Genomic DNA, 21,285 nt, shown 5'->3' on the forward strand with positions numbered 1-21,285 from the left:
CTAAATCGAGTAGTACAGCGGGAAGGACTTCGCGTCTTTGGGTTTGACATAAACGCGCTGATCGGGCGAAAGATTCAACTCATCAAAACGATCGCGGGTTAAATGCGCCGTCACCACTTGACCATCATCGAGCGTCAATTCTGCCTGAATTTCCCAACCTAAGTGAATTAATCGCGTGACTCGTGCGGAAACCGTCGAACCATTCGGAGACGTTTCTACAACGACATCATGCGGACGCAAGAACATTTCAGGATGTGCGGAGTCAAAGCCGTTATTTTGGAAAATTCGCGACGAACTTGGCAACACATTCACAGGGCCAATAAAGCTCATCACAAACGCAGTTGCCGGATGATCATAAACATTCGCAGGCGTTCCGATTTGCTCAACCTTGCCTTTATTCATCACGACGATTTCGTCTGCGACTTCCATCGCTTCTTCTTGATCGTGCGTCACAAATACGGTCGTGACATGGACTTCATCGTGCAATCGTCGCAGCCAAGCCCGCAAATCTTTCCGCACTTTGGCATCGAGCGCTCCGAACGGTTCATCGAGCAATAACACTTTCGGCTCGACGGCTAGAGCGCGAGCCAGGGCGATTCGTTGCCGTTGACCGCCAGAGAGTTGAGACGGATAGCGATCGCCCATTCCCCCTAACTGCACCAAATCCAGCAGCTCCTCGACTCGCTTTTTCGCTTTATCAGGAGGATACTTGCGAATCTCCATGCCGAAGGCGATGTTTTTCCGTACAGTCAGATGCTTGAACAGGGCGTAATGCTGGAACACAAAGCCAATGTTGCGGTCTTGGACGCTGCGATCGGTGGCATCTTCGCCGGTGAGAAAAATCCGACCGGAATCCGGACTTTCTAAGCCTGAGATCAAGCGTAACAGCGTCGATTTACCTGACCCTGACGGGCCTAACAGCGCCACCAGCGAACCACTCTTAATTTCTAAACTGACTTGATCGACCGCTTGAAAGCTCCCAAAGCGTTTAGAAACGTCCTGTACTACGATACCCACAGCAATGACCTCAAGGAATCCCGGTTTTCCGACAAGATTACTGTAGTTTTATAGCATAAAGCTGCGATCGTTTTCTAAGACCTCGCAAAATTAAAAAGGTATCTCCGATGAGACACCCTGAATTGTGTTTAAATCCAAACTTGTTTAGCGCGCGTTCTGGCTCTCGCTGTGTGCTGGGGAGAGCGTCGCCTGCGGAATCGAAGCTGCGGTGATGCTGGACTGCGCGGACGGCATTTCTCCCCCGGCGCGGATTTGCCGCATCAAGCTTGCCATCTCGATCGCGCTCATAGCGTATTCCCAACCGAGATTGCTCTTGATTCCAGCGCGTTCGATCGCTTGCTGCATCGTATCCGTGGTCAGCACTCCAAAAATCACCGGAACGCCCGTCTGAAATCCTGCCGCCGCGATTCCTTTCGAGACTTCTGCCGAAACATGATCAAAGTGAGGCGTTTGTCCTTTAATCACCGCACCGAGACAAATGACTGCATCGTAGCGACCGGAGAGCGCAAATTGACGCGCCACCAGTGGCACCTCAAACGCGCCCGGAACCCAAGCATAATCGACTTGCGTTCCCTGGGGATTAACATCAATGCCATGACGCTTCAGACAATCTTGACAAGCTTCGAGCAAGCGCGTTGTCACCAAATCATTAAAGCGACCGACCACGATCGCAAACCGTAGCGACTCACTCTGAGCGAACGTTCCTTCAAAAATAGTCATTGTTTTAGTCCGAGTCCCAAGACGCGATAGCTACGCAGTCATTACAACACTCTACAGAATGAACTGAAAAAACTGGGGATGAAGCTTGAATTCTTCCCCAGTTGATGCAGAACTCAGGTCACAAGATAATTTAAAACGCCGACCGTAATCACTAGAATGAACCAGATGCCCGAACCAAGATAAAGCAATTTCTTGGAGGTATCCCAGTTTTGCGGCGTTGCATAAGCGACCGGAACGCCAACGACCATCACAAACGAGAATAGAACCAGTGCCAACAGCGCTAGCTGGAAAATAAAGGTCATGTGTCTCTCCCTAAAACAGCGTTTTTAGTGTCTCAATGTTCTTAAGACGCGATCGAAAGTCCTGAATAGTACGTTATCAGAAAAGGCGGACGCGATTCTATGCCTCATATCAATCCAGAGCAATCTGCCCGCGAGTTGATGTCGTCGCCGGTGCGGACGATTCGACCGGAGACGACGATCGAGGAGGCACAAAAGCTGCTGCTGCGCTACGGACATTCGGGATTGCCGATCGTCGAGGGCGATCGATTGGTGGGGATCGTTTCACGACGGGATGTGGAGTTGGCGGCGCATCACGGGTTGAAGCAGGTGCCTGTGGAGAAGGTGATGGTGACGCAGGTAAGAACGATCGCGCCTGATACGCCGATGTCCCAGATTCAAGCGTTGATGGGAACGTATGATATCGGGCGGCTTCCGGTGATCGATCGCGGGCAATTAGTGGGGATTGTGACGCGAACTGATGTGCTGCGACAGATTCAAGCTGCGCCGAAATTGCTGCAATTAGAGCGGCTGGCGGTGCCGTTTCAGAAAATTTTGACGATCGCGGCTCAAGCGGCTGAAGCGCGGGGATGGCATCTTTATCTAGTCGGGGGTGCGGTGCGGGATTTGCTTCTTGCTGATCCGGATGCTGAAGTCAGTTTGAGCGATATTGATATGGTGGTGGATGGGTTTCATCGATCGGCGGATGTGGGGGCGGGAGTTGAGTTAGCGAAAGCACTTCAGGCGATTTACCCGCAAGCCCGACTGGAGATTCACGGGAAGTTTCAAACGGCGGCGGTACTTTGGCACAATGATCTGGAGTTGGGTTCGCTGTGGATTGATATTGCTACAGCGCGGACTGAATTTTATTTGTATCCAGCCGCCAATCCGGAGGTCGAATCGAGTTCAATTCGACAAGATCTTTACCGTCGGGATTTTACGATCAATGCGTTGGCGTTGAGATTGACCGAGCCACGAACACGTACCCGTGCGCCAGAGGCATCGCAAGAACTTCTCGATTTCTTTGGAGGTGTGGCGGATTTACGATCGAAACAAATTCGCGTTTTACATCCGAATAGTTTTATCGAAGATCCGACTCGAATTTATCGAGCCGTCCGGTTTGCGGTGCGGTTGGGATTTGAGATTGAGCCGCAAACGGAAATGTATATTCGTCATGCGATCGCATCCGGAGTTTATCAGTTTCGCAATCGTCCTGTTCCAGCGTTGCAAAGTCGGCTCAGGTCGGAACTGAAGTACATTTTGCAAGCGGCTTATTGGAAAGCGGCGATCCGAAAGTTAGCCGATCTCGATGCCTTGGTTTGCATTCATCCACACTTGAAGCTCGATCGCGAACTTTGGCGACAGTTGAAATGGGCGGATCGGTTCCAGCGATATGATTTTTCGATTCCGCATTGGCAATTGTTATTAGAGGTGCTGATTGCGAGAATCGATGACCGCGCAATCGTTGCCCAAACGCTACAGCTACCGCAGGATGCGATTCAGCGATTAGCTCATCTCTGCGAAATTGAGCAAACGATCGGGCAAAAATTACCGCAGTGTGAGAAACCCAGTCAGATCGTGCAATTGTTGAAACCGTTTGATTCTGAAACGCTGGGATTAGTTGCGGCACGAGGAACGCGATCGCTGCGTCGATCAATCTGGCAATATTTCACGGTTTGGTTACAGGTGAAAGCACCGCTTGATGGTTCAGATCTAAAAGCGATCGGCTACAAACCCGGTAAACAGTTCAAATTGATGCTTGAAGAGTTGCTGAAGGCGACCTTGGACGGCGAGATTTGCGATCGCGCTACTGCCGAACAGTATCTAGCCGAACATTACCCGCTAAACTGAAAAATGCCCTGATTGCACAACTCCTTTATGGCTCCGATTTTTGCTGATTCAATTCCCACCGATGCAATTCGATACGACGATCGTGGTTTAGTGCCTGCGATCGTTCAAGACTACCTCGATGGCACCGTGTTAATGATGGCGTGGATGAATCAGGAATCTTTGCAGAAAACGCTTTCTACGGGAGAGACTTGGTTTTGGAGTCGATCGCGCCAAGAGTTCTGGCACAAAGGCGCAACCTCAGGACACACGCAAAAGGTGAAAGCGATTCGATACGACTGTGATAGTGATGCGCTACTCGTCACGGTTGAGCAAATCGGGGATATTGCTTGTCACACCGGAGAGCGAAGCTGTTTTCATCAAGTCGATGGCAAGGTTACACCGCCGCCTGCGGATACGTTGTCGCAAGTGTTTGGGGTGGTGTGCGATCGTCGTGATAATCCAACTGAAGGATCTTACACTCGAACCTTATTTGCAGGCGGGGATAACAAAATTCTCAAAAAGATCGGAGAAGAAGCGGCAGAAGTCGTGATGGCTTGTAAAGACGATGACAAAGAGGCGATCGCCGGAGAAGCCGCAGATTTGTTCTTCCATACGCTGGTGGCGCTGGCTCATCACAATGTCGATCTCAAAGCGGTGTATCGCAAGCTGCAAGAACGGCGATAACGTCATTCGTCGGTCAGAGGTATTTCAGTTAAACACGCTCTACAGTTCTAATAAATGTGAGTTCGACACAAATTTTTGGCTACGTTTAGATCTGCGGGTTGCCCCCTAAGTCCCCCATTCTGGGGGACTTAGAGAACAGCAATGTCTCAGGCTGAGGAGTTCCCTAGCTTTCAAAGTCCCCCACGAGTGGGGGATTTAGGGGGCACGACCGAGCAGGAACGAAGCGAAGATATCCGTCGAACTGATGTTGATAAACCATTCTCAGAGTAGGGCGCAATGACACAACAAGCATGGCTGTGGCTCGGTTGTCTCAGTATGACCGCAGGAGCAATCTTTTTCGGATTTGGAGCAGAACGAGCGAAAAACGATCGCTGGCAAATCGTTTATGTGCTGAACTTCTTTATCTGCGCGATCGCAGCAGTGCTATATCTCGCAATGACGCAGCGCCAAGGGTTTAATGTGATCTTCGATCGTCCCACTTTTTGGGTGCGCTATATCACCTGGACATTCTCGACTCCGTTGACGCTCGTGTTACTGAGCTATTTGGGCAAAACGAAACCGATTATTCTCGCCAGCATGATCGGGGCGGATGTGTTGATGATTGCGACGGGGTTTGTGGCGGCGATTTCGCCGAAGCCGATTACAAATCTTTGGTATATCGTCAGTTGTGGTTTTTATTTGGGACTGGCGTATTTATTGTTGAAGCATTATCGTAATCAAGCGATCGACACTTATCCACGATCGAAGTCTGTGTTTAACCGCTTGCTTACCGTACATTTAGTCATTTGGTCGCTGTATCCGGTCGTGTGGATTCTTGCCAGAACTGGAATTAACGTCATCAACAGCACAACTGAGACGGCGTTTTATACCATTCTCGATGTCGCGGCAAAAGTGGGATTTGGATTTTTGGCGCTGAGTTCGTTGCAGAAATTAGAGCAGGCGGACGTGAGACAGACGGAGTTCGATCGTGTTGAGATGTCGCGTTAACGTGAGTTCGATAGAGCTTCTCATACCGAATCAATTTATTAATGTGACAGATTCTTCGCCCCCTAAATCCCCCATACTGGGGGACTTTGAGAACCCGAAACAGATTTAGGCTTGAAGTCCCCCACTCGTGGGGGATTTAGGGGGCTTCCAAGATCTGTCGCACTCAAAAATCAATTGGGTATCACGTCGTATTAGCGTCAAGGATGCTCAAGCGGCAGTTCGGGGGCAAGTTGAATTTGCGACTCGAAGAACTGCAAGCAACCTGCCACCCTCATCCCCGAAACAAACTGTCTACTTTGCCGCCACCGTTGCCAGCTTGCGCGGCTTGAAGCGTTTGATCAACGGACGAATGCCGAGCGACAGGAATCCCCAAATCGGTGTGAAGCCGAAGGGTACAGGAGTCGCGACCGCAAAGCGAGAAACGGAGTTATTACCGTGGTTTGCGACTAAGAGATCCCCATTGCTCGCGATCGCCATGCTAGCGGGTTGGTTTAAGCCAGTGAGAGTTTGCAGTAAAGTACCACTGCTACTAAACCGCGTTACGGTACCGCCGCTAAAATTCGAGACCAACACATCGCCACTGCTGTCGATGACGATACCCCAAGGACCGCTGAAACCGGAGCCAAAGGTGCCCAGGGAGGTGCCAGCGCTGTTAAAGCGACTCACGCCGCCGCCAGCATTCGAGACCAACACATCGCCATTGCTGGCAACCGCAATGTCACGAGGAGCGCTGAAACCGGAGGCAAAGGTGCCCAGGGAGCCACCAGCGCTGTTAAAGCGACTCACGGTACCGCTATTGTTTGAGATGAACACATTACCATTGCTGGCAAACGCGATGCCAGCAGGATTAGTGAAACCGGAGCCAAAGGTGCCCAGGGGGTTGCCAATGCTGTTAAAGCGACTCACGGTACTGCTGTTATAATTCGCGACCAACACATCACCATTGCTGGCAACCGCAATGTCAAGAGGACCATTGAAACCGGAGCCAAAGGTGCCTAGGGAGGTACCTGTGCTGCTAAAGCGACTCACGGTACTGTTGCCAAAATTCGCGACCAACACATCACCATTGCTGGCAACTCCGATGCCATAAGAACGGTTGAGACCTGTTGCAAAAGTGGTGGGTATGGAAGCGTAAGAAAGCGCGATCGCAGATTCTGTTTGCATCGCACCTAACAGGATTGAACCTGCGATCGCTCCGACTCCCAGTTTTGCGATCGTCGATCGTCTTTTTGGAGATGGTGCGATCGTGGGGGCTGTTGTATTTATAGACATGTTTGCTCATCGTAGAGAACTCGCCACCCCTGCTCTGAGTAGCGACTACTGCCATTTAAGCGAGATTTTGTTTCGCGACCTCTGTAAATCCGCGTAAGAATCGTATGGGTAAAAGAAAATATATACGGCTTCGGAGCGAAGCGCACCAAAGAAGCGATTTCAGGGTGTCTCACCCCTTCGACGATCGCTAATCAATTAAGCTACTTAGATATTAATCGAGTTCAAAAGTATTAAATATGACAACCAATCGGATCAGTGCCACCTTAAGCGCCGAAGACCGCAAGCAGATCATGAGCGCGATCGACACGATTAAACAAGCGATGCCCTTTCTGGTGCATTTGTCGAAAGAAGAACGCAAGAGCCTACCGAAAACAGGCGATCGGGGTCGTGGCTTTATGCTCAATTGCTTGGATGCCGCACAGCAACATACGGACTGTTTACCGCGATCGTTCAACGTTGAGGAAATGCAGAAAGATATCCGCTTGGTCGAGGATCTCTATCCCGTGTTGATGGCATTGACTGAACTGCATAGCTTGGTCGATGACACCTATCTTGCTGCCCACAGTGAAGCGTATGTTGCAGCGCTGAAAGTCTATGATTCGGTCAAATCGCATGACGATCAGCCTGGCATGAAGATTGTTGTGAATCAACTAAAGCAGCAGTTTGCGCGTCGCAATAAGAAAGAGGCGGCTGAGACTAGCGCAGAATTGGAGGCGACACCCGCTTAATCTAACGTTAGTTCGACGGATTTTTTCGCTTCGTTGATGCTCAGTCGTGCCCCCTAAATCCCCCATTCTGGGGGACTTCAAGCCTAAATCTGTTTCGGATTCTCAAAGTCCCCCAGAATGGGGGATTTAGGGGGCGAAAGATCTGTAGCATTAACAGACTGATTTGGTATGAGAGCGTTCCTATCTTCGCGGTAGGAGCGTTTCTTTTTTGAACAGGACACTTGCGATCGTTTACAGCGACCTTGCTCTAAAAAATCAAAACCTTGCTCTAAAAAACCGAAACCTTGCTGTGAAAAATCAAAACCTTGCTCTAAAAAATCAAAACCTTGCTGTGAAAAATCAAAACCTTGCTCTAAAAAATCAAAACCTTGCTCTAAAAGACCGAAACGTGAGTCTAAAAAATCAAAACCTTGCTCTAAAAAACCGAAACCTCGCTCTATGGCTCAAAGTCCCCCACGAGTGGGGGATTTAGGGGGCAACCCACCACGCAACAAAGCAAAAACCCCCCAGGATCAAACGCCGATCAAAATCAAACCGCCAAAAATCGCTGCACCACGTCTTTACTCAGTTCGGCGGTCGAACCCGATGCCACAATTCCACCTTTCTGCATCGCATAGTACCAATCTGCTTGGCGCACAAAATGTAAATGCTGCTCCACCAGCAAAACCGAAATCCCAGTCGTTTCGATAATCCGACGCACAGCCGCTTCGATTTCCAGAATAATCGACGGTTGAATCCCTTCGGTCGGTTCATCCAGCACCAGTAATCTCGGCTGACCCATCAAGGCACGCGCGATCGCGAGTTGCTGCTGTTGTCCGCCGCTCAAGTCCCCGCCCATCCGCCACAGCATCGTTTTCAGTACCGGAAACAGTTCAAAGATCTCATCGGGAATCTCAGCCGTTTTCTTCCGCTTCGGGAGCGCTTCAAGTCCGAGAATCAGATTCTCTTTCACCGTCAGGCGCGGAATCACTTCTCGCCCTTGTGGAACGTAGCCAATTCCGAGACGAGCGCGTTGATCCGGAGACTTCGCGGTGACGGGTTCTCCAGCGAACATGATCGATCCCGATCGTGGTTTCAGCAATCCCATGATCGACTTCAGCAGCGTCGTTTTACCGACCCCATTTCGCCCGATGAGACAAACCATTTTGCCCGGCTGCACCGTCATATCAACGCCGCGAAGAATATGGCTTTCTCCGTAATACACATTCAGATCAGAAACTTGCAGCGTTGGCGCTGTTGTACTGAATTCCATTGGCTCTAGCGTGGTGTTCGTGTAGCTCATAGTGTTCTAAGCAGCGTGATCTTCTTGTTGACCCAGATAAACCTCAATCACTCGCGGATCGTTCTGTACTTCGTCCATTGTGCCTTCACATAAGACACTGCCTTGATGAAGTACCGTCACTCTCCGAGCAATTTGTCTAACGAATTCCATATCGTGCTCAATCACGACGATCGAATGACTTTCAGCCAGCGCCAAAAGTAAATCTCCAACTTTCTCAGTTTCTTCGTCGGTGAGCCCCGCGACAGGTTCATCGACTAAGAGCAATTCCGGTGATTGAGCTACAAGCATTCCAATCTCTAGGCGTTGCTTTTCGCCGTGAGAGAGCAATGCCGCTTTGATATCGGCTTTGAGGTCAAGCCCGATCGTCTCCAGCAATCCCGATACAGTGCGCTGTTCTGCAACCGGACGCTTACCGACGATCGCATTCCACAGATTTTTATCACGAGTGCAAGACAGTTCCAAATTCTCGCGGGGCGTGAGATTGAGATAAACACGCGGAGTCTGAAACTTGCGCCCGACACCTAACCGAGCGATCTCATGCTCTTTCAAGCCTTTGGTATTGCGCCCTTTGAAATAAACCGTTCCAACCGTCGGCTGCGTTTTGCCTGTAATGGTATCTAGGAACGTTGTTTTTCCGGCTCCATTCGGTCCGATTACAACGCGCAACTCGCCCCGATCGAGATCAAAGTTGAGATTATTGATCGCCTTAAAGCCATCAAAACTAACCGTCAGATTTTCGATTTGTAAGATTTTCTCGCTCATATTGCACCTCCGGATCTTCTTCTAAGCTGGGATAGGTCATTAATCTGCGCTTGCCCAAGAACCGCGATCGAACTAGCTCCACTCCATCGGTACGCAGCCACCCAATCAGTCCGCCCGGCACCACCGTCACCACGATCAGGAACAATGCGCCCTGGAAAAAGAACCAGAACTGCGGAAACTGTTCGCTGAGAATGCTTTTCGCGAAGTTGACAATCAGTGCGCCCAGAATCGCGCCGACTAAACTCGCACGACCCCCAACCGCCACCCAGATCACCATCTCGATCGAAAACGCAATATCCATCGCTTTTGGTGAAATGATCCCAGACTGCACCGTAAACAATGCCCCCGAAACCCCTGCTAATGCAGCAGAAACCGCAAACACCAGCACCTTAAACACAGTCGGGTTATAGCCAGAAAATCTCAGCCGGGGTTCATCATCTCGAATCGCAACCAATAGCCTTCCCAGCCTGCCGCTCGTCAGCCACCGACACAGCGCATAAGCCCCAACTAATAGCCAAACGGTTAGGATATAAAACGCCCACTGCAACGGCGGATCGCCAACCGTTTGACCCATAAAGGTTGTCGTATCGGTTTTCAAGCCGTTCGTACCATTGATCAGCTTTTGCTGACCGTTGAAGAAGTTAAAAAACACAATCAACGCCGCTTGCGTCAGAATCGAGAAATAAACGCCGCGAAGTCGGTTACGAAACACCAAATAACCGAGAACCGCCGCGACGATCGCAGGCAACAACACGATCGCAAATACGGTAAACGGGAGCGAGTAAAACGGCAGCCAAAACGCCGGAAGCTCAGTCACACCATACAGTGTAAAAAAGTCAGGTAACTGTCCAGCCGGAATCTGCAACTGCAAAAACATCGCCAAACTATAGCCACCCAGCGCAAAAAACAAGCCGTGTCCCAAACTGAGAATTCCGGTATAGCCCCAAATCAAATCGATTCCTAAAGCCACGATCGCCAGCGCTAAAAACCGCCCCAACAATCCGACTCGAAACCCTTGCCCAATGCCAACCAGCAAATTCGGCACAATGTAAATGAGCGCGAGCGCGATCACCACGACGAGTCCCGCTTCAATTAAAAACGATCGCTGCTTCCACCAAGGCGCTTCTTTATTCACGTCAACTTCTCCCTAAGCATCCACGGTTCGTCCTTTCTGCGGAAATAGCCCAGCCGGACGGAATTGCAGAAACACAATGATCAATGCAAACACCATCACCTTTGCCATGCTGATCGTCGAGAAAAATTTGAAAAATTCAGACAGTTGCGGAGAGAAGCTAAACATATCGACTAACACATTCGATCCGATGATGTAGTTAGCAGTGCCGATCGCTAGAGCTGCAATAATGCTGCCGACCAGCTTTCCAACGCCACCCACGACCACAATCATGAACGTATCCACAATATAGTTCTGTCCCGTGTTTGGCCCGACTGATCCCAACAAGCTCACCGCACAGCCCGCAACTCCTGCCAGTCCTGATCCCAGCGCAAATGCCAGCGCATCCACTTTCTGAGTCGGAATTCCAAGACAAGCGCTCATACTGCGATTTTGAGTCACCGCCCGAATTCTCAAACCCCAAGACGTTTTGTTCAAGAACCAATACACGCCGAACACAGCCGCGATCGTCAACACAATAATGAAAATTCGCGCATACGATAGCTGTGTTCCCGCGATCGACAATCCCCCCCGCAGCCAACGTGGAGCGGTGACATCGACGTTCTGTGCGCCAAACCAAGGTTTGGTGACGGCTAACCCATAGATTTGTCCGACCGTGTTGCCCGTGACAATTGCGATGGCAGCCGATAGCGGCAGCAACAGCGCGATCGACCAGCCGCGAATCTGCTCATAGTTCGGACGACGTGCCAGAATCCACAATGCGCCAAAAAACAGCACACAGAACATCGCCACCAGCGTGACTAATTGCCAACTCACGCTCCGCACCAACTGTTGCAGAATCAAGCTCACGCCCCAAGTCGCCAGCAATGTTTCAAGCGGTCGCCCATACAAATATCGAATCACGCCCCGTTCTAGAACAATGCCAAACAGCGCCGTAACGATAAACGCCGCAATTAGAGCTACAAAGATGTAGATATCAAACCAAAACCCACCCATTGGTCTGAGCGCATTCTGCACCACAAAGGTTGTGTAAGCACCGAGCATCATCAACTCCCCGTGAGCCATGTTGATCACGCCCATCAGCCCGAAGACGATCGCCAGTCCCAATGCTGCCAACAACAACACCGAGCCGACGCTAACACCACTGAAGATCCCGTTTAAAAGTCCTGACAGCAAAGCTTTCTCCGTGTCTAAATCGTGTTCCCTAAAAGTAGAAAGTAGGGAGCGGGGAAAAAACTGACTTCTCCCCCCACTCCCTACTCCCTACTCCCCACTCATCAAGTGGTCTTAAACTTTCCGCCCTTCGCCGGATCAGACCAGTCGCACGCAAAGCCCTTCGTTTCTGTCACAAACTGGTTCCAAGGCACAGGTTTCACCGCATCCTTAGTTTCGGATACGATCTTGAAGAGTCCGTCTTGTGCAACTTCACCGATCCGCACGAACTTCGACAAGTGGTGGTTCGAGTTCATTGTTACCTTGCCTTCCGGTGCATCAAAGGTCTGACCGTAAGCGGCGGCTTTCACTTTTGCAAGATCGTCAGCGGTTCCGGCTTTTTCGACCGCTTGCTTCCACAGGTAAACCATAATGTAAGCCGCTTCCATCGGGTCGTTGACCACGCGATCGCTGCCGTATTTTGCCTTGAATGCTTCGACAAACTTCTTGCTGGCGGGTGTTTCTACGGTTTGGAAGTAGTTCCAAGCGGCGTAATGTCCTTTCAAGTATTCGACCCCGATCGCTTTGACTTCTTCTTCTGCGATACTGACCGACATTGACGGATACTTATCTGGAGTCAAGCCAGAGGCTTGCAGTTCTTTGAAGAAGGCAACGTTGGTGTCACCGTTCAAGCTGTTATAGATCACGCCACCGTTCGGCAGAGCTTGCTTGATCTTGTCTACTACGGGTTTGACATCGGTGTTACCGAGCGGAATGTAGTCTTCGCCTTTGGTGTTGCCACCTAATGCTGCAAGTTGGGCTTTGATAATCGTGTTTGCCGTGCGCGGAAACACATAGTCTGAACCCACCAAGAAGAAGTCTTTACCTTTGTTCTTCAGCAGCCATTCCACCGAAGGCTCAATTTGTTGGTTCGGAGCCGCGCCCGTGTAGAACACATTGTTCGAGCATTCTTGTCCTTCGTACTGCACCGGATACCAAAGCAAGTGCTTTTTCGACTCGAACACAGGCAGAACCGCTTTACGGCTGGCAGAAGTCCAGCAGCCAAACACCGTTGCTACTTTGTCTTGATCGATCAATTTCTTCGCTTTTTCAGCAAAGGTAGGCCAATCGGAGTTGCCATCTTCGACGACGGCTTCGATTTGCTTACCTAACACACCGCCCGCTTTGTTGATTTCTTCGATCGCGAGTTGTTCTGCATCGACGACGCTCTTCTCAGAGATCGACATCGTGCCAGACAGCGAGTGCAGAATACCAACTTTGATCGTGTTGCCTGATGCAGTCGTATTGGCTGCGGGAGAAGCTGCGGGAGCATTGGCAGACGTTGTTCCCGTTTGAGGCGGAGCGCCACAAGACTTTAACAGAACGCTTCCTGCCGCCGTAGAGCCAAGGATAATAAATTCGCGCCGTCCAAATGATTTTGTCATGTCCAAAGGTGTAGTGAGTTGATCCAAGCTCAGGCGATCAACAATCCCAATCGAGATTGCTTCTGCGGAGGAGCGAGTCGCAGAATCATCGCGGTTTCAAGCTTTAAGTAATAACTCTGAAATACTAGGGCTTGGGTTTTCGGGAAATTGTATACAAGATTACTTTTTAAGGATTGTTTTGTTATTTTTGCTTCAAGTTCATCCCTGCGTAGGTTGCTACAAAGTCGATCACGCTATCTAGTCCTACACGAGTTTTGAGATTTGTGAACACAAACGGTTTTTCTCCCCGCATTTGTTTTGCATCTCGCTCCATCACGTCTAAATCTGCGCCCACATAGGGAGCAAGATCGATTTTGTTAATTACAAGCAGATCAGATTTCGTAATTCCAGGCCCCCCTTTGCGGGGGATTTTGTCGCCGCCTGCAACATCAATCACATAAATATTCAAGTCAACTAATTCAGGGCTAAAGGTTGCCGCTAAGTTATCTCCGCCGCTCTCGACAAAAATTAATTCTAAGTTCTCAAATCGCTGCTCAAGCTGGTCGATCGCAGCTAAATTCATCGACGCATCTTCACGGATTGCTGTGTGTGGACATCCCCCGGTTTCAACTCCGAGAATGCGATCGGGAGTCAGTGCTTGCGATCGCACTAAGAACTTGGCATCTTCTTGGGTGTAAATATCATTGGTGACAACCGCGATTTGAGCGCGATCGCGCATTGCTTTACAGAGTGCATCAACGAGTGCGGTTTTACCAGAACCCACAGGTCCCGCAATTCCAACGCGAAAGGCAGTAGAAACCAGAGTGTGTGTCATGAGAGTTTCTTAAAATTTTGCTGATCTTAATGACTTATCACGATCGCTTTGGATTACGGTGAAAGAAACTCTTAAGTTAGCGCTATGAGCAATGCACTCACAATCGACTTTGCAAGAGAAGGAGAGGCAGGCTATCGGCGAATTTTTGCGCGATCGCCTCAACTGACAAGTCTTGCAGCAGGGTGGGATGGAATTTGCTTTGGCTATGACTATATGCCGCCCGGAGAAACGACTGAAGTTTTTTCTTTGCAGCATACGTTAGCAATTTTTACGCATACCAATCAGTCACAGATTGCAGAGCGATCGATTGATGGCAAGTTTCATCGGGAACAGGTCGCGAACGGCAATATGGTATTGGTTCCCGCCCGGATCGGTTGTCGAAGCCGCTGGTTTGACTGGGGTGGCGTGATGTTCTTTGGATTTGATTCGATTAAGCTTGCTCAAGCTGTTGATGAGGCGACTGATCAAACTGAACTATTACCGCAATTCGCGTTGAATGATCCGCTGGTCTATCACATTGGACTCTCCCTAAAAACGGTTCTAGAGCGTGATGGCAACGCAAGTCGCTTATATGCTGAATCACTATCAAATGCGCTCATCGTTCATCTCCTACAGCATTATTCAGCACAACGACCCTTAATTCGAGACTATACAAACGGATTATCTCAATCCCGTTTACGTTGCGTTGTCGATTATATACAGGCTCATTTAGATCAAGATTTGAGCTTGGGTGAACTTGCTGCGATCGCAAAAATGAGTCCGCGCTATTTCTTACAGTTGTTCAAACAATCGACTGGCGTGACACCGCATCAGTTCGTGATTCGGGCGCGAGTGGCGCGGGCAAAGGAATTGCTCATTGCAGGAAGATTACCGATCGCAGAAGTTGCAAAGCAGGTCGGATTTGTGGATCAAAGTCACTTGCATCGGCACTGTAAAAAGCTATTGGGTATCACACCAAAAATGATTCAAAACTCATAGGAAGAATTTACAAAAAGCGGAAGAATCTACAAGACGATCGCACCCTCAATTTTTGATAGTCATATCAAATTGATTTTTGAGTGCGACAGATCTTGGAAGCCCTTGAAGTCCCCCACGCGTGGGGGACTTCAAGCCCAATCTGTTTCGGATTCTCAAAGTCCCCCAGTATGGGGGATTTAGGGGGCGAAGGATCTGTCGCATTAATAAATTGATTCGGTATCAGAATAAACATCAGGAGTTCGACTTATGGGCTGGATCGAAACCAAAACAGAACCGATGGTGATCAATATGGGACCTCACCATCCAGCAATGCACGGTTGTTTTCGGATCATTGTCACGTTAGATGGGGAAGATGTGGTCGATTGTGAACCCGTGATTGGCTATCTGCATCGCGGCATGGAGAAGATCGCTGAAAACCGCACCACGACGATGTTTATTCCCTATACGAGCCGATGGGACTATTACGGTGGAATGTTTAACGAAGCTGTCACCGTGAATGCAGTTGAGAAGCTCGCGCAGATCGAAGTTCCGAAACGTGCCCGTTACATTCGGATGATCATGTTGGAACTCACTCGCATTGTGAATCATTTACTGTGGTTAGGTCCATTTGTCGGCGATGTAGGCACACAAGCATTATTTTTTCCGACGCTGCGCGATCGTGAACTCATCCTCGATTTGTTTGAAGCCGTCACAGGCTATCGCATGATCAATCACAACTATTTCCGTGTGGGAGGCGTTGCAGCAGATTTACCCTACGGTTGGGTTGATAAATGTACGGACTTTTGCGACTATCTACCGCCAACTCTGGATGAGTACGAACGATTGATGACGGATAATCCAATCTTCCGACGACGCACAGAGGGCGTTGGTATCCTCACACGCGAAACCGCAATCAATTGGGGCGTGACAGGACCAATGTTACGGGCTTCGGGTGTGAAATGGGACTTACGCAAAGTTGACCACTATGAATGCTATGACGAATTAGATTGGGAGATTCAGTGGGAAACGGCAGGCGATTGTTTTGCTAGATACGCGGTGCGAATCCGAGAAATGCGAGAGTCGATCAAAATCATCAAGCAAGCTCTAAAGGCGCTACCAGGTGGAGCTTACGAAAACCTAGAAGTAAAACGAATCGAATCCGGAGCAAAATCCGAGTGGAATAGGTTCGACTATCAATTTATTGCCAAAAAAATCGCGCCAACCTTCAAAATCCCCAAAGGCGAACACTATGTTCGAGTAGAGTCGGGGCGAGGTGAACTGGGAATATTTATCATTGGCGATGACAATGTGTTTCCGTGGCGTTGGAAAATTCGCCCCGGAGATTACAACAACCTGCAATTGCTGCCTCAGTTAATTCAAGGCTGTAAAGTTGCTGATATTTTTGTGATTTTGGCGAGCATCGATTTGGTTATGGGATCGGTCGATCGTTAAATTCATCAAGCAAATCTGCTCAAAAAAGACGATCGCGGTTTGAGAACTGCGATCGTCTTTGCTATCAATACGCTTTAAACGACTTCAACTTCAACCTGTGGCTGTTGTTGCTGCGGCTGGAATTGGAACAGCGAGTAGACCACATCCCGACGAATATTGATCATCATTTCCAAGAACAACTCATAGCCTTCGCTCTTATACTCAATCAGCGGATCTTTCTGTCCGTAACCCCGCAACCCAACAGACTCACGCAAGCCATCCATTGACTGCAGGTGTTCACGCCACAGGGTATCAATCCGATTGAGAATAAAGAATCGTTCTGCCTGACGCATTAATCCCGGCTGCACAGAATCGACTTCCGCTTCCTTCAGGTCATAAGCAATTCGAGCCTGCTCGTGTAAGAACGCTTTCAGCTCACCCAGGCTCATGTCTTCAAGATCTTTGGGTTCGAGATCGCTCAGCAGATAAACAAATTCTTTCACTTTGCTCAAGAGCTTGTCGAGTTCCCACTCTTCTGACGGCAGTTCGGGATTGATATACGCTTCCACAATGTCATCCATCGTGCGTTCTGCGTATTCAATCACCTTCTCTTTGAGATCTTGTCCTTCTAGCACTCGACGACGTTCAGCGTAGATGGCTCGACGCTGATTATTCATCACTTCGTCGTATTCAAACACCTGCTTCCGGATGTCGTAGTAGTAGGTTTCCACCTTCTTCTGAGCGCCTTCGAGCGATCGCGTCAGCATCTTCGACTCGATCGGCATATCTTCCTCAACGCGGAACATATTCATCATGTTCGCAACTCGATCTCCCCCGAAAATCCGCAGCAAGTTATCCTGCAAACTGAGGAAGAACTTGGTTGATCCAGGGTCGCCCTGCCGTCCGGCTCGTCCCCGCAGTTGGTTGTCAATCCGCCGCGATTCGTGGCGCTCTGTTCCAATGACGTGCAGTCCACCGAGTTTCACAACTTCTTCGTGTTCGCGATCGGTGTAGGCATCATATTCCACACGAATCCGCTTATACACTTCCCGCAAGCTTTGAATTACCGGGTCGTTCGTGGGAGCTTTTTCGGCTGCGGTCGCGATTTTGTCTTCGGCTTCCAGTTCTGGCAGACTGCGTTCCCCGTATTGCTGCACCGCGAAGTGAACCGCATCTTTCAATGCCTGCTCCGTTTCCTGAGAAAGTTCGGTCGGGTAAATATCAGATTTCGCTTTCCAGGTTTTGATCTTGCGTCCGGGTTCAAAGCCTTGTCCGCCGCCTCGCGAATCGCCAAAGCCCATCCCCGAAAAATCATCGTCGTCTTCTGGCTCGACAATTCGCGGCATGAAGTATTCGCGGATCTTCAGACGCGCCATGTAATCGGAATTACCGCCCAAGATGATGTCGGTTCCGCGTCCTGCCATGTTGGTGGCGATCGTCACTTTGCCTGTCCGACCTGCTTGAGCGATGATTTCAGATTCCCGCTCTACGTTCTCTGGTTTTGCGTTCAGCAAGTTGTGAGGAACGTTCAATTCTTGCAGCAGTTGAGACAGTAGTTCAGACTTCTCAACACTGGTGGTTCCAACCAGGACTGGGCGACCGGTGCGGTGCATTTCCTCGCATTCAAGCGCGATCGCGCTCCATTTTCCGGTGATGCCTAACACAAACAGTCCGTTTTCACCTTCAGGAACCGCTTGACGAATCATCCGGTAAACTTCGTAACTGTTGGTCACGGTAATCATGCCGGGATGTTTCGCTTGCCGCACGATTTCTCTCGCTTGATCGCTGCTTTGAGGTAGACCCGGACAGAGATTATGGGCAAGTCCTTGTTCATCAAGCAATTGAGACAGATTACTCAATGCTTCTAGGTTCATCGCCCAAACGAGAACGGGACGACCTTGAGCCGATTTTTCTGCACATTCCCGCGCAAACACTTTCAGATCGCCTGCTTCGGTCTTGTAAACTACATCCGACAAATCGATCCGGCGGCGCGGTTGGTTAGTTGGAACCAGCGTGACTTCGAGCTTGTAGATTTTTTCAAGTTCCGCTTCCTCGGTCTTCGCGGTTCCGGTCATCCCCGCAAGCTTCGGATAAAGCAAGAAGAAGTTTTGATAGGTGATTGTCGCTAAGGTCTGAGTTTCGTTTTGGATCTCGACTCCTTCTTTAGCTTCGATCGCTTGGTGCAGTCCATCACTCCACCGCCGACCCGGCATGACTCGTCCGGTAAATTCATCTACAATCACGATTTCGCCGTTTCTAACGATGTAATTCACATCATTGATGAACAGTTCTTTTGCTTTGATTGCGTTAAAAATATAGTGCGCCCAAGGATCATTCGGGTCGAATAAGTCAGAAACACCCAGATTTTGTTCTGCGGCGATAAACCCTTCGTCGGTGAGCAGAATATTACGCTGCTTCTCATCGACTTCGTAATGATCATCGCGTTTAAGCGATCGTGCCACTGCTGCCGCCTGCATATATTTCTCAGTCGGGCGCTCAACTTGACCCGAAATAATCAACGGAGTCCGGGCTTCATCGATCAGCACCGAATCCACTTCGTCGATGACGCAGTAGTTAAACGGACGCTGCACGACTTCTTCCATCGCAGTCGCCATGTTATCGCGCAGGTAGTCGAATCCTAATTCGCTGTTGGTGGCGTAAGTGATGTCGCAAGCGTAGTTTTTCTGACGCTCGATCGGACTCATGTTCTGCTGAATTAGCCCCACGCTCAAGCCCAAAAAGCGGTGAACTTGTCCCATCCATTCCGCGTCGCGCTTTGCCAGGTAATCGTTCACCGTGACGACGTGAACGCCTTTTCCAGACAGCGCATTGAGATAAGCAGGCAGCGTCGAAACTAGGGTTTTTCCTTCCCCGGTTTTCATTTCAGCGATTTGTCCATCGTGCAGCACCATACCGCCGATTAGCTGCACATCGAAGTGCCGCATTCCCAAGACCCGCTTGCCCGCTTCACGCACGACCGCAAACGCTTCCGGCAGAATGTCATCGAGAATTTGCTTTTCTTCGTCTTTATTCTTTGCCTTGGCGAGTCGCTCTCTGAATTCAGTGGTCTTGGCTCTCAATGCGTCATCTGAGAGCGGCTCAATCTCTTCTTCTAAAAGATTGACTTCATTGACCAGGGGTTTGTATTTCTTGAGCTTGCGTTGATTGGGGTCGCCCAGGAGAGATTTAAGCATGACAGGGGAAAATCAGAGCTTCTGAATGTGGGTGTGGGGGTGCGATCGACCAAAACGTGCAGAGTTGCACATTTATTCCGATCCCGATAAAGGTATTCCAATCCTATCACTCAGATCGAAACCTGAACGGGCAATGGCATCGGGGAAAACCGTAATTCGCGAGTGGTGAGAGGATCTTTAGGTAAAAGTGGCAACTTCTACAGGACGTTCTACGCTCAACGCTTTGCGATCGCGCTTAATCCGGTCAACTTGATGTAATGTCGCAGCCGTTGTCCTTGAAGCTTCTGTGCTACTTTGCTTATCGCTCAGAGTAGCACCTCAAATTTAAGGTGCGTTTTCCCAATCTGGGGTGAGTTTACGGAAGTTGTACTGATTCGTTCCGGGGTGGCAGGTGGCGCAGCTAGAGAGGGAAATCGATCGCGAAATCCCAACTTTCGGATGCAGAAGCTTAAATGGTTTCGATTCGCCAAAACGGTAAGGAATGCGCTCGTCTTCGAGGGCTTGGCGAGAGAAGGTTCTGAGGTAAGTCCAGACGAGCGATCGTTCCGGCTCAACCAGTGGAGTCAGGGTTGCGCCATAGTGCTGCGAGTCTCGGAGCAATTCGCGCCAGGTTTGGGTTGGGAAAGCGGCGGGAGGAATGCCAATATGACAAGTCGCGCAGTTTTGGAGATACGTTTGCTGGGCAAGCTGGAGATTGCCTGAAACGACATCAACGGTTCCGATTTCGGCCGATTGAGGTTTTTCTACAGCTTGAGCCAGTCCCCAGCCTAAAATTAGGCTCCAAATCAGCAAAATCAGGATGAGAATGACCGGAGAACGCCTACGAATCCGACGCGGTTTAGACTGAGATGAGTTTGGCATACGGTGATTCTGACGTGAATCCGGGTGAGTTTGTTTTTCTGCTGTAGAGACATCGACTTATGCTGGACTTAATTTGTTTCGGAATCTAACATCAGTGCGATGTGATCTCTAAGCAATTCATAGAATAATCGAGAAGATTTCTGCGGTCAAAGTGCGATCGGCATGAGAATCGTCAGAGATCCCTGTTCGATCACACACAACCTCACCTTCAACTTCAGGAATTTTCACGATGGATTGCAGTCACGTTCAGCTTTGCGATCGCAAAAGTCAGGTCGATCTGGTTCAGCTTCAGGCTTTGTTTCAAGTTGCGGCATTTTGGGCGGGTGATCGCAAGCTCGAAGATTTAGCGATCGCGATTAAAAATAGTGATCCGGTGATTTCGGCGTGGGATCACGATCGTCTGATTGGATTTGCGAGAGCGACTTCGGATGGAGTTTACCGCGCTACGATTTGGGATGTCGTCGTGCATCCGGATTATCAGGGAGCAGGTCTCGGACGCAAGTTAGTGCAAACTGTATTGAGTCATCCGCACGTATCAAAGGTCGAGCGGCTGTACTTGATGACGACGAATCAGCAAGAGTTTTATAAGCGGATCGGATTTGAGATCAATCAGACAACCACAATGGTGTATTTCAATCAGCCATTAGTGTTGCCGACTCCTGCACCTGAAGTCGAATGTGATATTGGCAGGTAAAGCGAAGCCCCCAGTGTTGTTAGAACGCTGGGGGCGAATATTCAC

At 49.7% G+C, this 21,285-nt stretch carries 19 protein-coding genes; 7 read left to right on the forward strand and 12 right to left on the reverse strand.

Annotation, left to right across the window (positions count from 1 at the left end):
• The 3 genes from H6F51_19330 to psbZ form a co-directional block, all read right to left on the reverse strand.
• Positions 1–1,017 (reverse strand): sulfate/molybdate ABC transporter ATP-binding protein, encoded by a 1,017-nt coding sequence (locus H6F51_19330; GenBank protein MBD1824624.1) that lies wholly within the window; start codon positions 1,015–1,017, stop codon positions 1–3.
• A 144-nt stretch (positions 1,018–1,161) separates the two neighbouring features.
• The gene (locus tag H6F51_19335) at positions 1,162–1,737 is read right to left on the reverse strand and encodes a 6,7-dimethyl-8-ribityllumazine synthase (GenBank protein MBD1824625.1); all 576 of its coding nucleotides are present in this window, start codon (positions 1,735–1,737) and stop codon (positions 1,162–1,164) included.
• Between the two features lie 113 nt (positions 1,738–1,850).
• Entirely contained in the window at positions 1,851–2,039 is a 189-nt protein-coding gene (gene psbZ, locus H6F51_19340; GenBank protein MBD1824626.1) for a photosystem II reaction center protein PsbZ, read from the reverse strand.
• A gap of 99 nt (positions 2,040–2,138) precedes the next feature.
• On the opposite strand from psbZ, the gene H6F51_19345 reads away from it, so the two are divergent.
• From H6F51_19345 to H6F51_19355, 3 genes are all read left to right on the forward strand, one after another.
• Entirely contained in the window at positions 2,139–3,866 is a 1,728-nt protein-coding gene (locus H6F51_19345; protein ID MBD1824627.1) for a CBS domain-containing protein, read from the forward strand.
• A 27-nt stretch (positions 3,867–3,893) separates the two neighbouring features.
• A complete protein-coding gene (locus tag H6F51_19350; GenBank protein ID MBD1824628.1) occupies positions 3,894–4,529 on the forward strand; it encodes a bifunctional phosphoribosyl-AMP cyclohydrolase/phosphoribosyl-ATP diphosphatase HisIE in 636 nt (211 codons plus the stop codon).
• A gap of 276 nt (positions 4,530–4,805) precedes the next feature.
• Positions 4,806–5,516, forward strand: coding sequence for a bacteriorhodopsin (locus H6F51_19355; GenBank protein ID MBD1824629.1), 711 nt, complete (start codon positions 4,806–4,808; stop codon positions 5,514–5,516).
• 291 nt (positions 5,517–5,807) lie between these two features.
• Here the strand turns inward: H6F51_19355 and H6F51_19360 are convergent, their stop codons facing one another.
• The gene (locus H6F51_19360) at positions 5,808–6,788 is read right to left on the reverse strand and encodes an NHL repeat-containing protein (GenBank protein ID MBD1824630.1); all 981 of its coding nucleotides are present in this window, start codon (positions 6,786–6,788) and stop codon (positions 5,808–5,810) included.
• Between the two features lie 236 nt (positions 6,789–7,024).
• Here H6F51_19360 and H6F51_19365 point away from each other — a divergent pair, with 236 nt between their 5' ends.
• Positions 7,025–7,516: a hypothetical protein gene (locus H6F51_19365; GenBank protein MBD1824631.1), complete on the forward strand. Its 492-nt coding sequence runs from the start codon at positions 7,025–7,027 to the stop codon at positions 7,514–7,516.
• A 529-nt stretch (positions 7,517–8,045) separates the two neighbouring features.
• Here the strand turns inward: H6F51_19365 and urtE are convergent.
• From urtE to ureG, 6 genes are all read right to left on the reverse strand, one after another.
• Positions 8,046–8,798, reverse strand: coding sequence for an urea ABC transporter ATP-binding subunit UrtE (gene urtE, locus H6F51_19370; protein ID MBD1824632.1), 753 nt, complete (start codon positions 8,796–8,798; stop codon positions 8,046–8,048).
• A gap of 6 nt (positions 8,799–8,804) precedes the next feature.
• Positions 8,805–9,560 carry an urea ABC transporter ATP-binding protein UrtD gene (gene urtD / locus H6F51_19375; GenBank protein MBD1824633.1) on the reverse strand — a complete coding sequence of 252 codons (756 nt, stop codon included), beginning with the start codon at positions 9,558–9,560 and terminating at the stop codon, positions 8,805–8,807.
• Positions 9,520–10,695 carry an urea ABC transporter permease subunit UrtC gene (urtC, locus tag H6F51_19380; GenBank protein ID MBD1824634.1) on the reverse strand — a complete coding sequence of 392 codons (1,176 nt, stop codon included), beginning with the start codon at positions 10,693–10,695 and terminating at the stop codon, positions 9,520–9,522. The genes urtD and urtC overlap by 41 nt, the downstream gene beginning before the upstream one ends.
• 12 nt (positions 10,696–10,707) lie before the next feature.
• Positions 10,708–11,868 carry a branched-chain amino acid ABC transporter permease gene (locus H6F51_19385; GenBank protein MBD1824635.1) on the reverse strand — a complete coding sequence of 387 codons (1,161 nt, stop codon included), beginning with the start codon at positions 11,866–11,868 and terminating at the stop codon, positions 10,708–10,710.
• 101 nt (positions 11,869–11,969) lie between these two features.
• Positions 11,970–13,289: an urea ABC transporter substrate-binding protein gene (gene urtA / locus H6F51_19390; protein ID MBD1824636.1), complete on the reverse strand. Its 1,320-nt coding sequence runs from the start codon at positions 13,287–13,289 to the stop codon at positions 11,970–11,972.
• A 181-nt stretch (positions 13,290–13,470) separates the two neighbouring features.
• Entirely contained in the window at positions 13,471–14,103 is a 633-nt protein-coding gene (gene ureG, locus H6F51_19395) for an urease accessory protein UreG (protein ID MBD1824637.1), read from the reverse strand.
• Positions 14,104–14,187: 84 nt separating this feature from the next.
• On the opposite strand from ureG, the gene H6F51_19400 reads away from it, so the two are divergent.
• Together H6F51_19400 and H6F51_19405 are read left to right on the forward strand one after the other, a co-directional pair.
• Complete coding sequence (locus H6F51_19400) at positions 14,188–15,081, forward strand: helix-turn-helix transcriptional regulator (GenBank protein MBD1824638.1); 894 nt, start codon at positions 14,188–14,190, stop codon at positions 15,079–15,081.
• A 246-nt stretch (positions 15,082–15,327) separates the two neighbouring features.
• Positions 15,328–16,512 carry an NAD(P)H-quinone oxidoreductase subunit H gene (locus tag H6F51_19405; GenBank protein ID MBD1824639.1) on the forward strand — a complete coding sequence of 395 codons (1,185 nt, stop codon included), beginning with the start codon at positions 15,328–15,330 and terminating at the stop codon, positions 16,510–16,512.
• Positions 16,513–16,586: 74 nt separating this feature from the next.
• Here the strand turns inward: H6F51_19405 and secA are convergent, their stop codons facing one another.
• On the reverse strand, positions 16,587–19,685 hold the full coding sequence (secA, locus tag H6F51_19410; GenBank protein ID MBD1824640.1) for a preprotein translocase subunit SecA: 3,099 nt from the start codon (positions 19,683–19,685) through the stop codon (positions 16,587–16,589).
• Between the two features lie 324 nt (positions 19,686–20,009).
• A complete protein-coding gene (locus H6F51_19415) occupies positions 20,010–20,546 on the reverse strand; it encodes a diheme cytochrome C (protein ID MBD1824641.1) in 537 nt (178 codons plus the stop codon).
• A 229-nt stretch (positions 20,547–20,775) separates the two neighbouring features.
• On the opposite strand from H6F51_19415, the gene H6F51_19420 reads away from it, so the two are divergent.
• Positions 20,776–21,240 carry a GNAT family N-acetyltransferase gene (locus H6F51_19420; protein ID MBD1824642.1) on the forward strand — a complete coding sequence of 155 codons (465 nt, stop codon included), beginning with the start codon at positions 20,776–20,778 and terminating at the stop codon, positions 21,238–21,240.
• Positions 21,241–21,285: the final 45 nt, after the last annotated feature.

The sequence above is a fragment of the Cyanobacteria bacterium FACHB-DQ100 genome (assembly GCA_014695195.1).
Taxonomy (GTDB): domain Bacteria; phylum Cyanobacteriota; class Cyanobacteriia; order Leptolyngbyales; family Leptolyngbyaceae; genus Leptolyngbya.

Coding starts and splice junctions, on each gene's coding strand:
- H6F51_19335 (MBD1824625.1), bottom strand. CDS start 1,737: ATGACTATTTTTGAAGGAACGTTCGCTCAGAGTGAGTCGCTACGGTTT.
- urtA (MBD1824636.1), bottom strand. CDS start 13,289: ATGACAAAATCATTTGGACGGCGCGAATTTATTATCCTTGGCTCTACG.
- H6F51_19400 (MBD1824638.1), top strand. CDS start 14,188: ATGAGCAATGCACTCACAATCGACTTTGCAAGAGAAGGAGAGGCAGGC.
- H6F51_19420 (MBD1824642.1), top strand. CDS start 20,776: ATGGATTGCAGTCACGTTCAGCTTTGCGATCGCAAAAGTCAGGTCGAT.
- ureG (MBD1824637.1), bottom strand. CDS start 14,103: ATGACACACACTCTGGTTTCTACTGCCTTTCGCGTTGGAATTGCGGGA.
- H6F51_19405 (MBD1824639.1), top strand. CDS start 15,328: ATGGGCTGGATCGAAACCAAAACAGAACCGATGGTGATCAATATGGGA.
- H6F51_19355 (MBD1824629.1), top strand. CDS start 4,806: ATGACACAACAAGCATGGCTGTGGCTCGGTTGTCTCAGTATGACCGCA.
- urtE (MBD1824632.1), bottom strand. CDS start 8,798: ATGAGCTACACGAACACCACGCTAGAGCCAATGGAATTCAGTACAACA.
- secA (MBD1824640.1), bottom strand. CDS start 19,685: ATGCTTAAATCTCTCCTGGGCGACCCCAATCAACGCAAGCTCAAGAAA.
- H6F51_19345 (MBD1824627.1), top strand. CDS start 2,139: ATGCCTCATATCAATCCAGAGCAATCTGCCCGCGAGTTGATGTCGTCG.
- urtD (MBD1824633.1), bottom strand. CDS start 9,560: ATGAGCGAGAAAATCTTACAAATCGAAAATCTGACGGTTAGTTTTGAT.
- H6F51_19350 (MBD1824628.1), top strand. CDS start 3,894: ATGGCTCCGATTTTTGCTGATTCAATTCCCACCGATGCAATTCGATAC.
- H6F51_19365 (MBD1824631.1), top strand. CDS start 7,025: ATGACAACCAATCGGATCAGTGCCACCTTAAGCGCCGAAGACCGCAAG.
- H6F51_19415 (MBD1824641.1), bottom strand. CDS start 20,546: ATGCCAAACTCATCTCAGTCTAAACCGCGTCGGATTCGTAGGCGTTCT.
- H6F51_19360 (MBD1824630.1), bottom strand. CDS start 6,788: ATGTCTATAAATACAACAGCCCCCACGATCGCACCATCTCCAAAAAGA.
- psbZ (MBD1824626.1), bottom strand. CDS start 2,039: ATGACCTTTATTTTCCAGCTAGCGCTGTTGGCACTGGTTCTATTCTCG.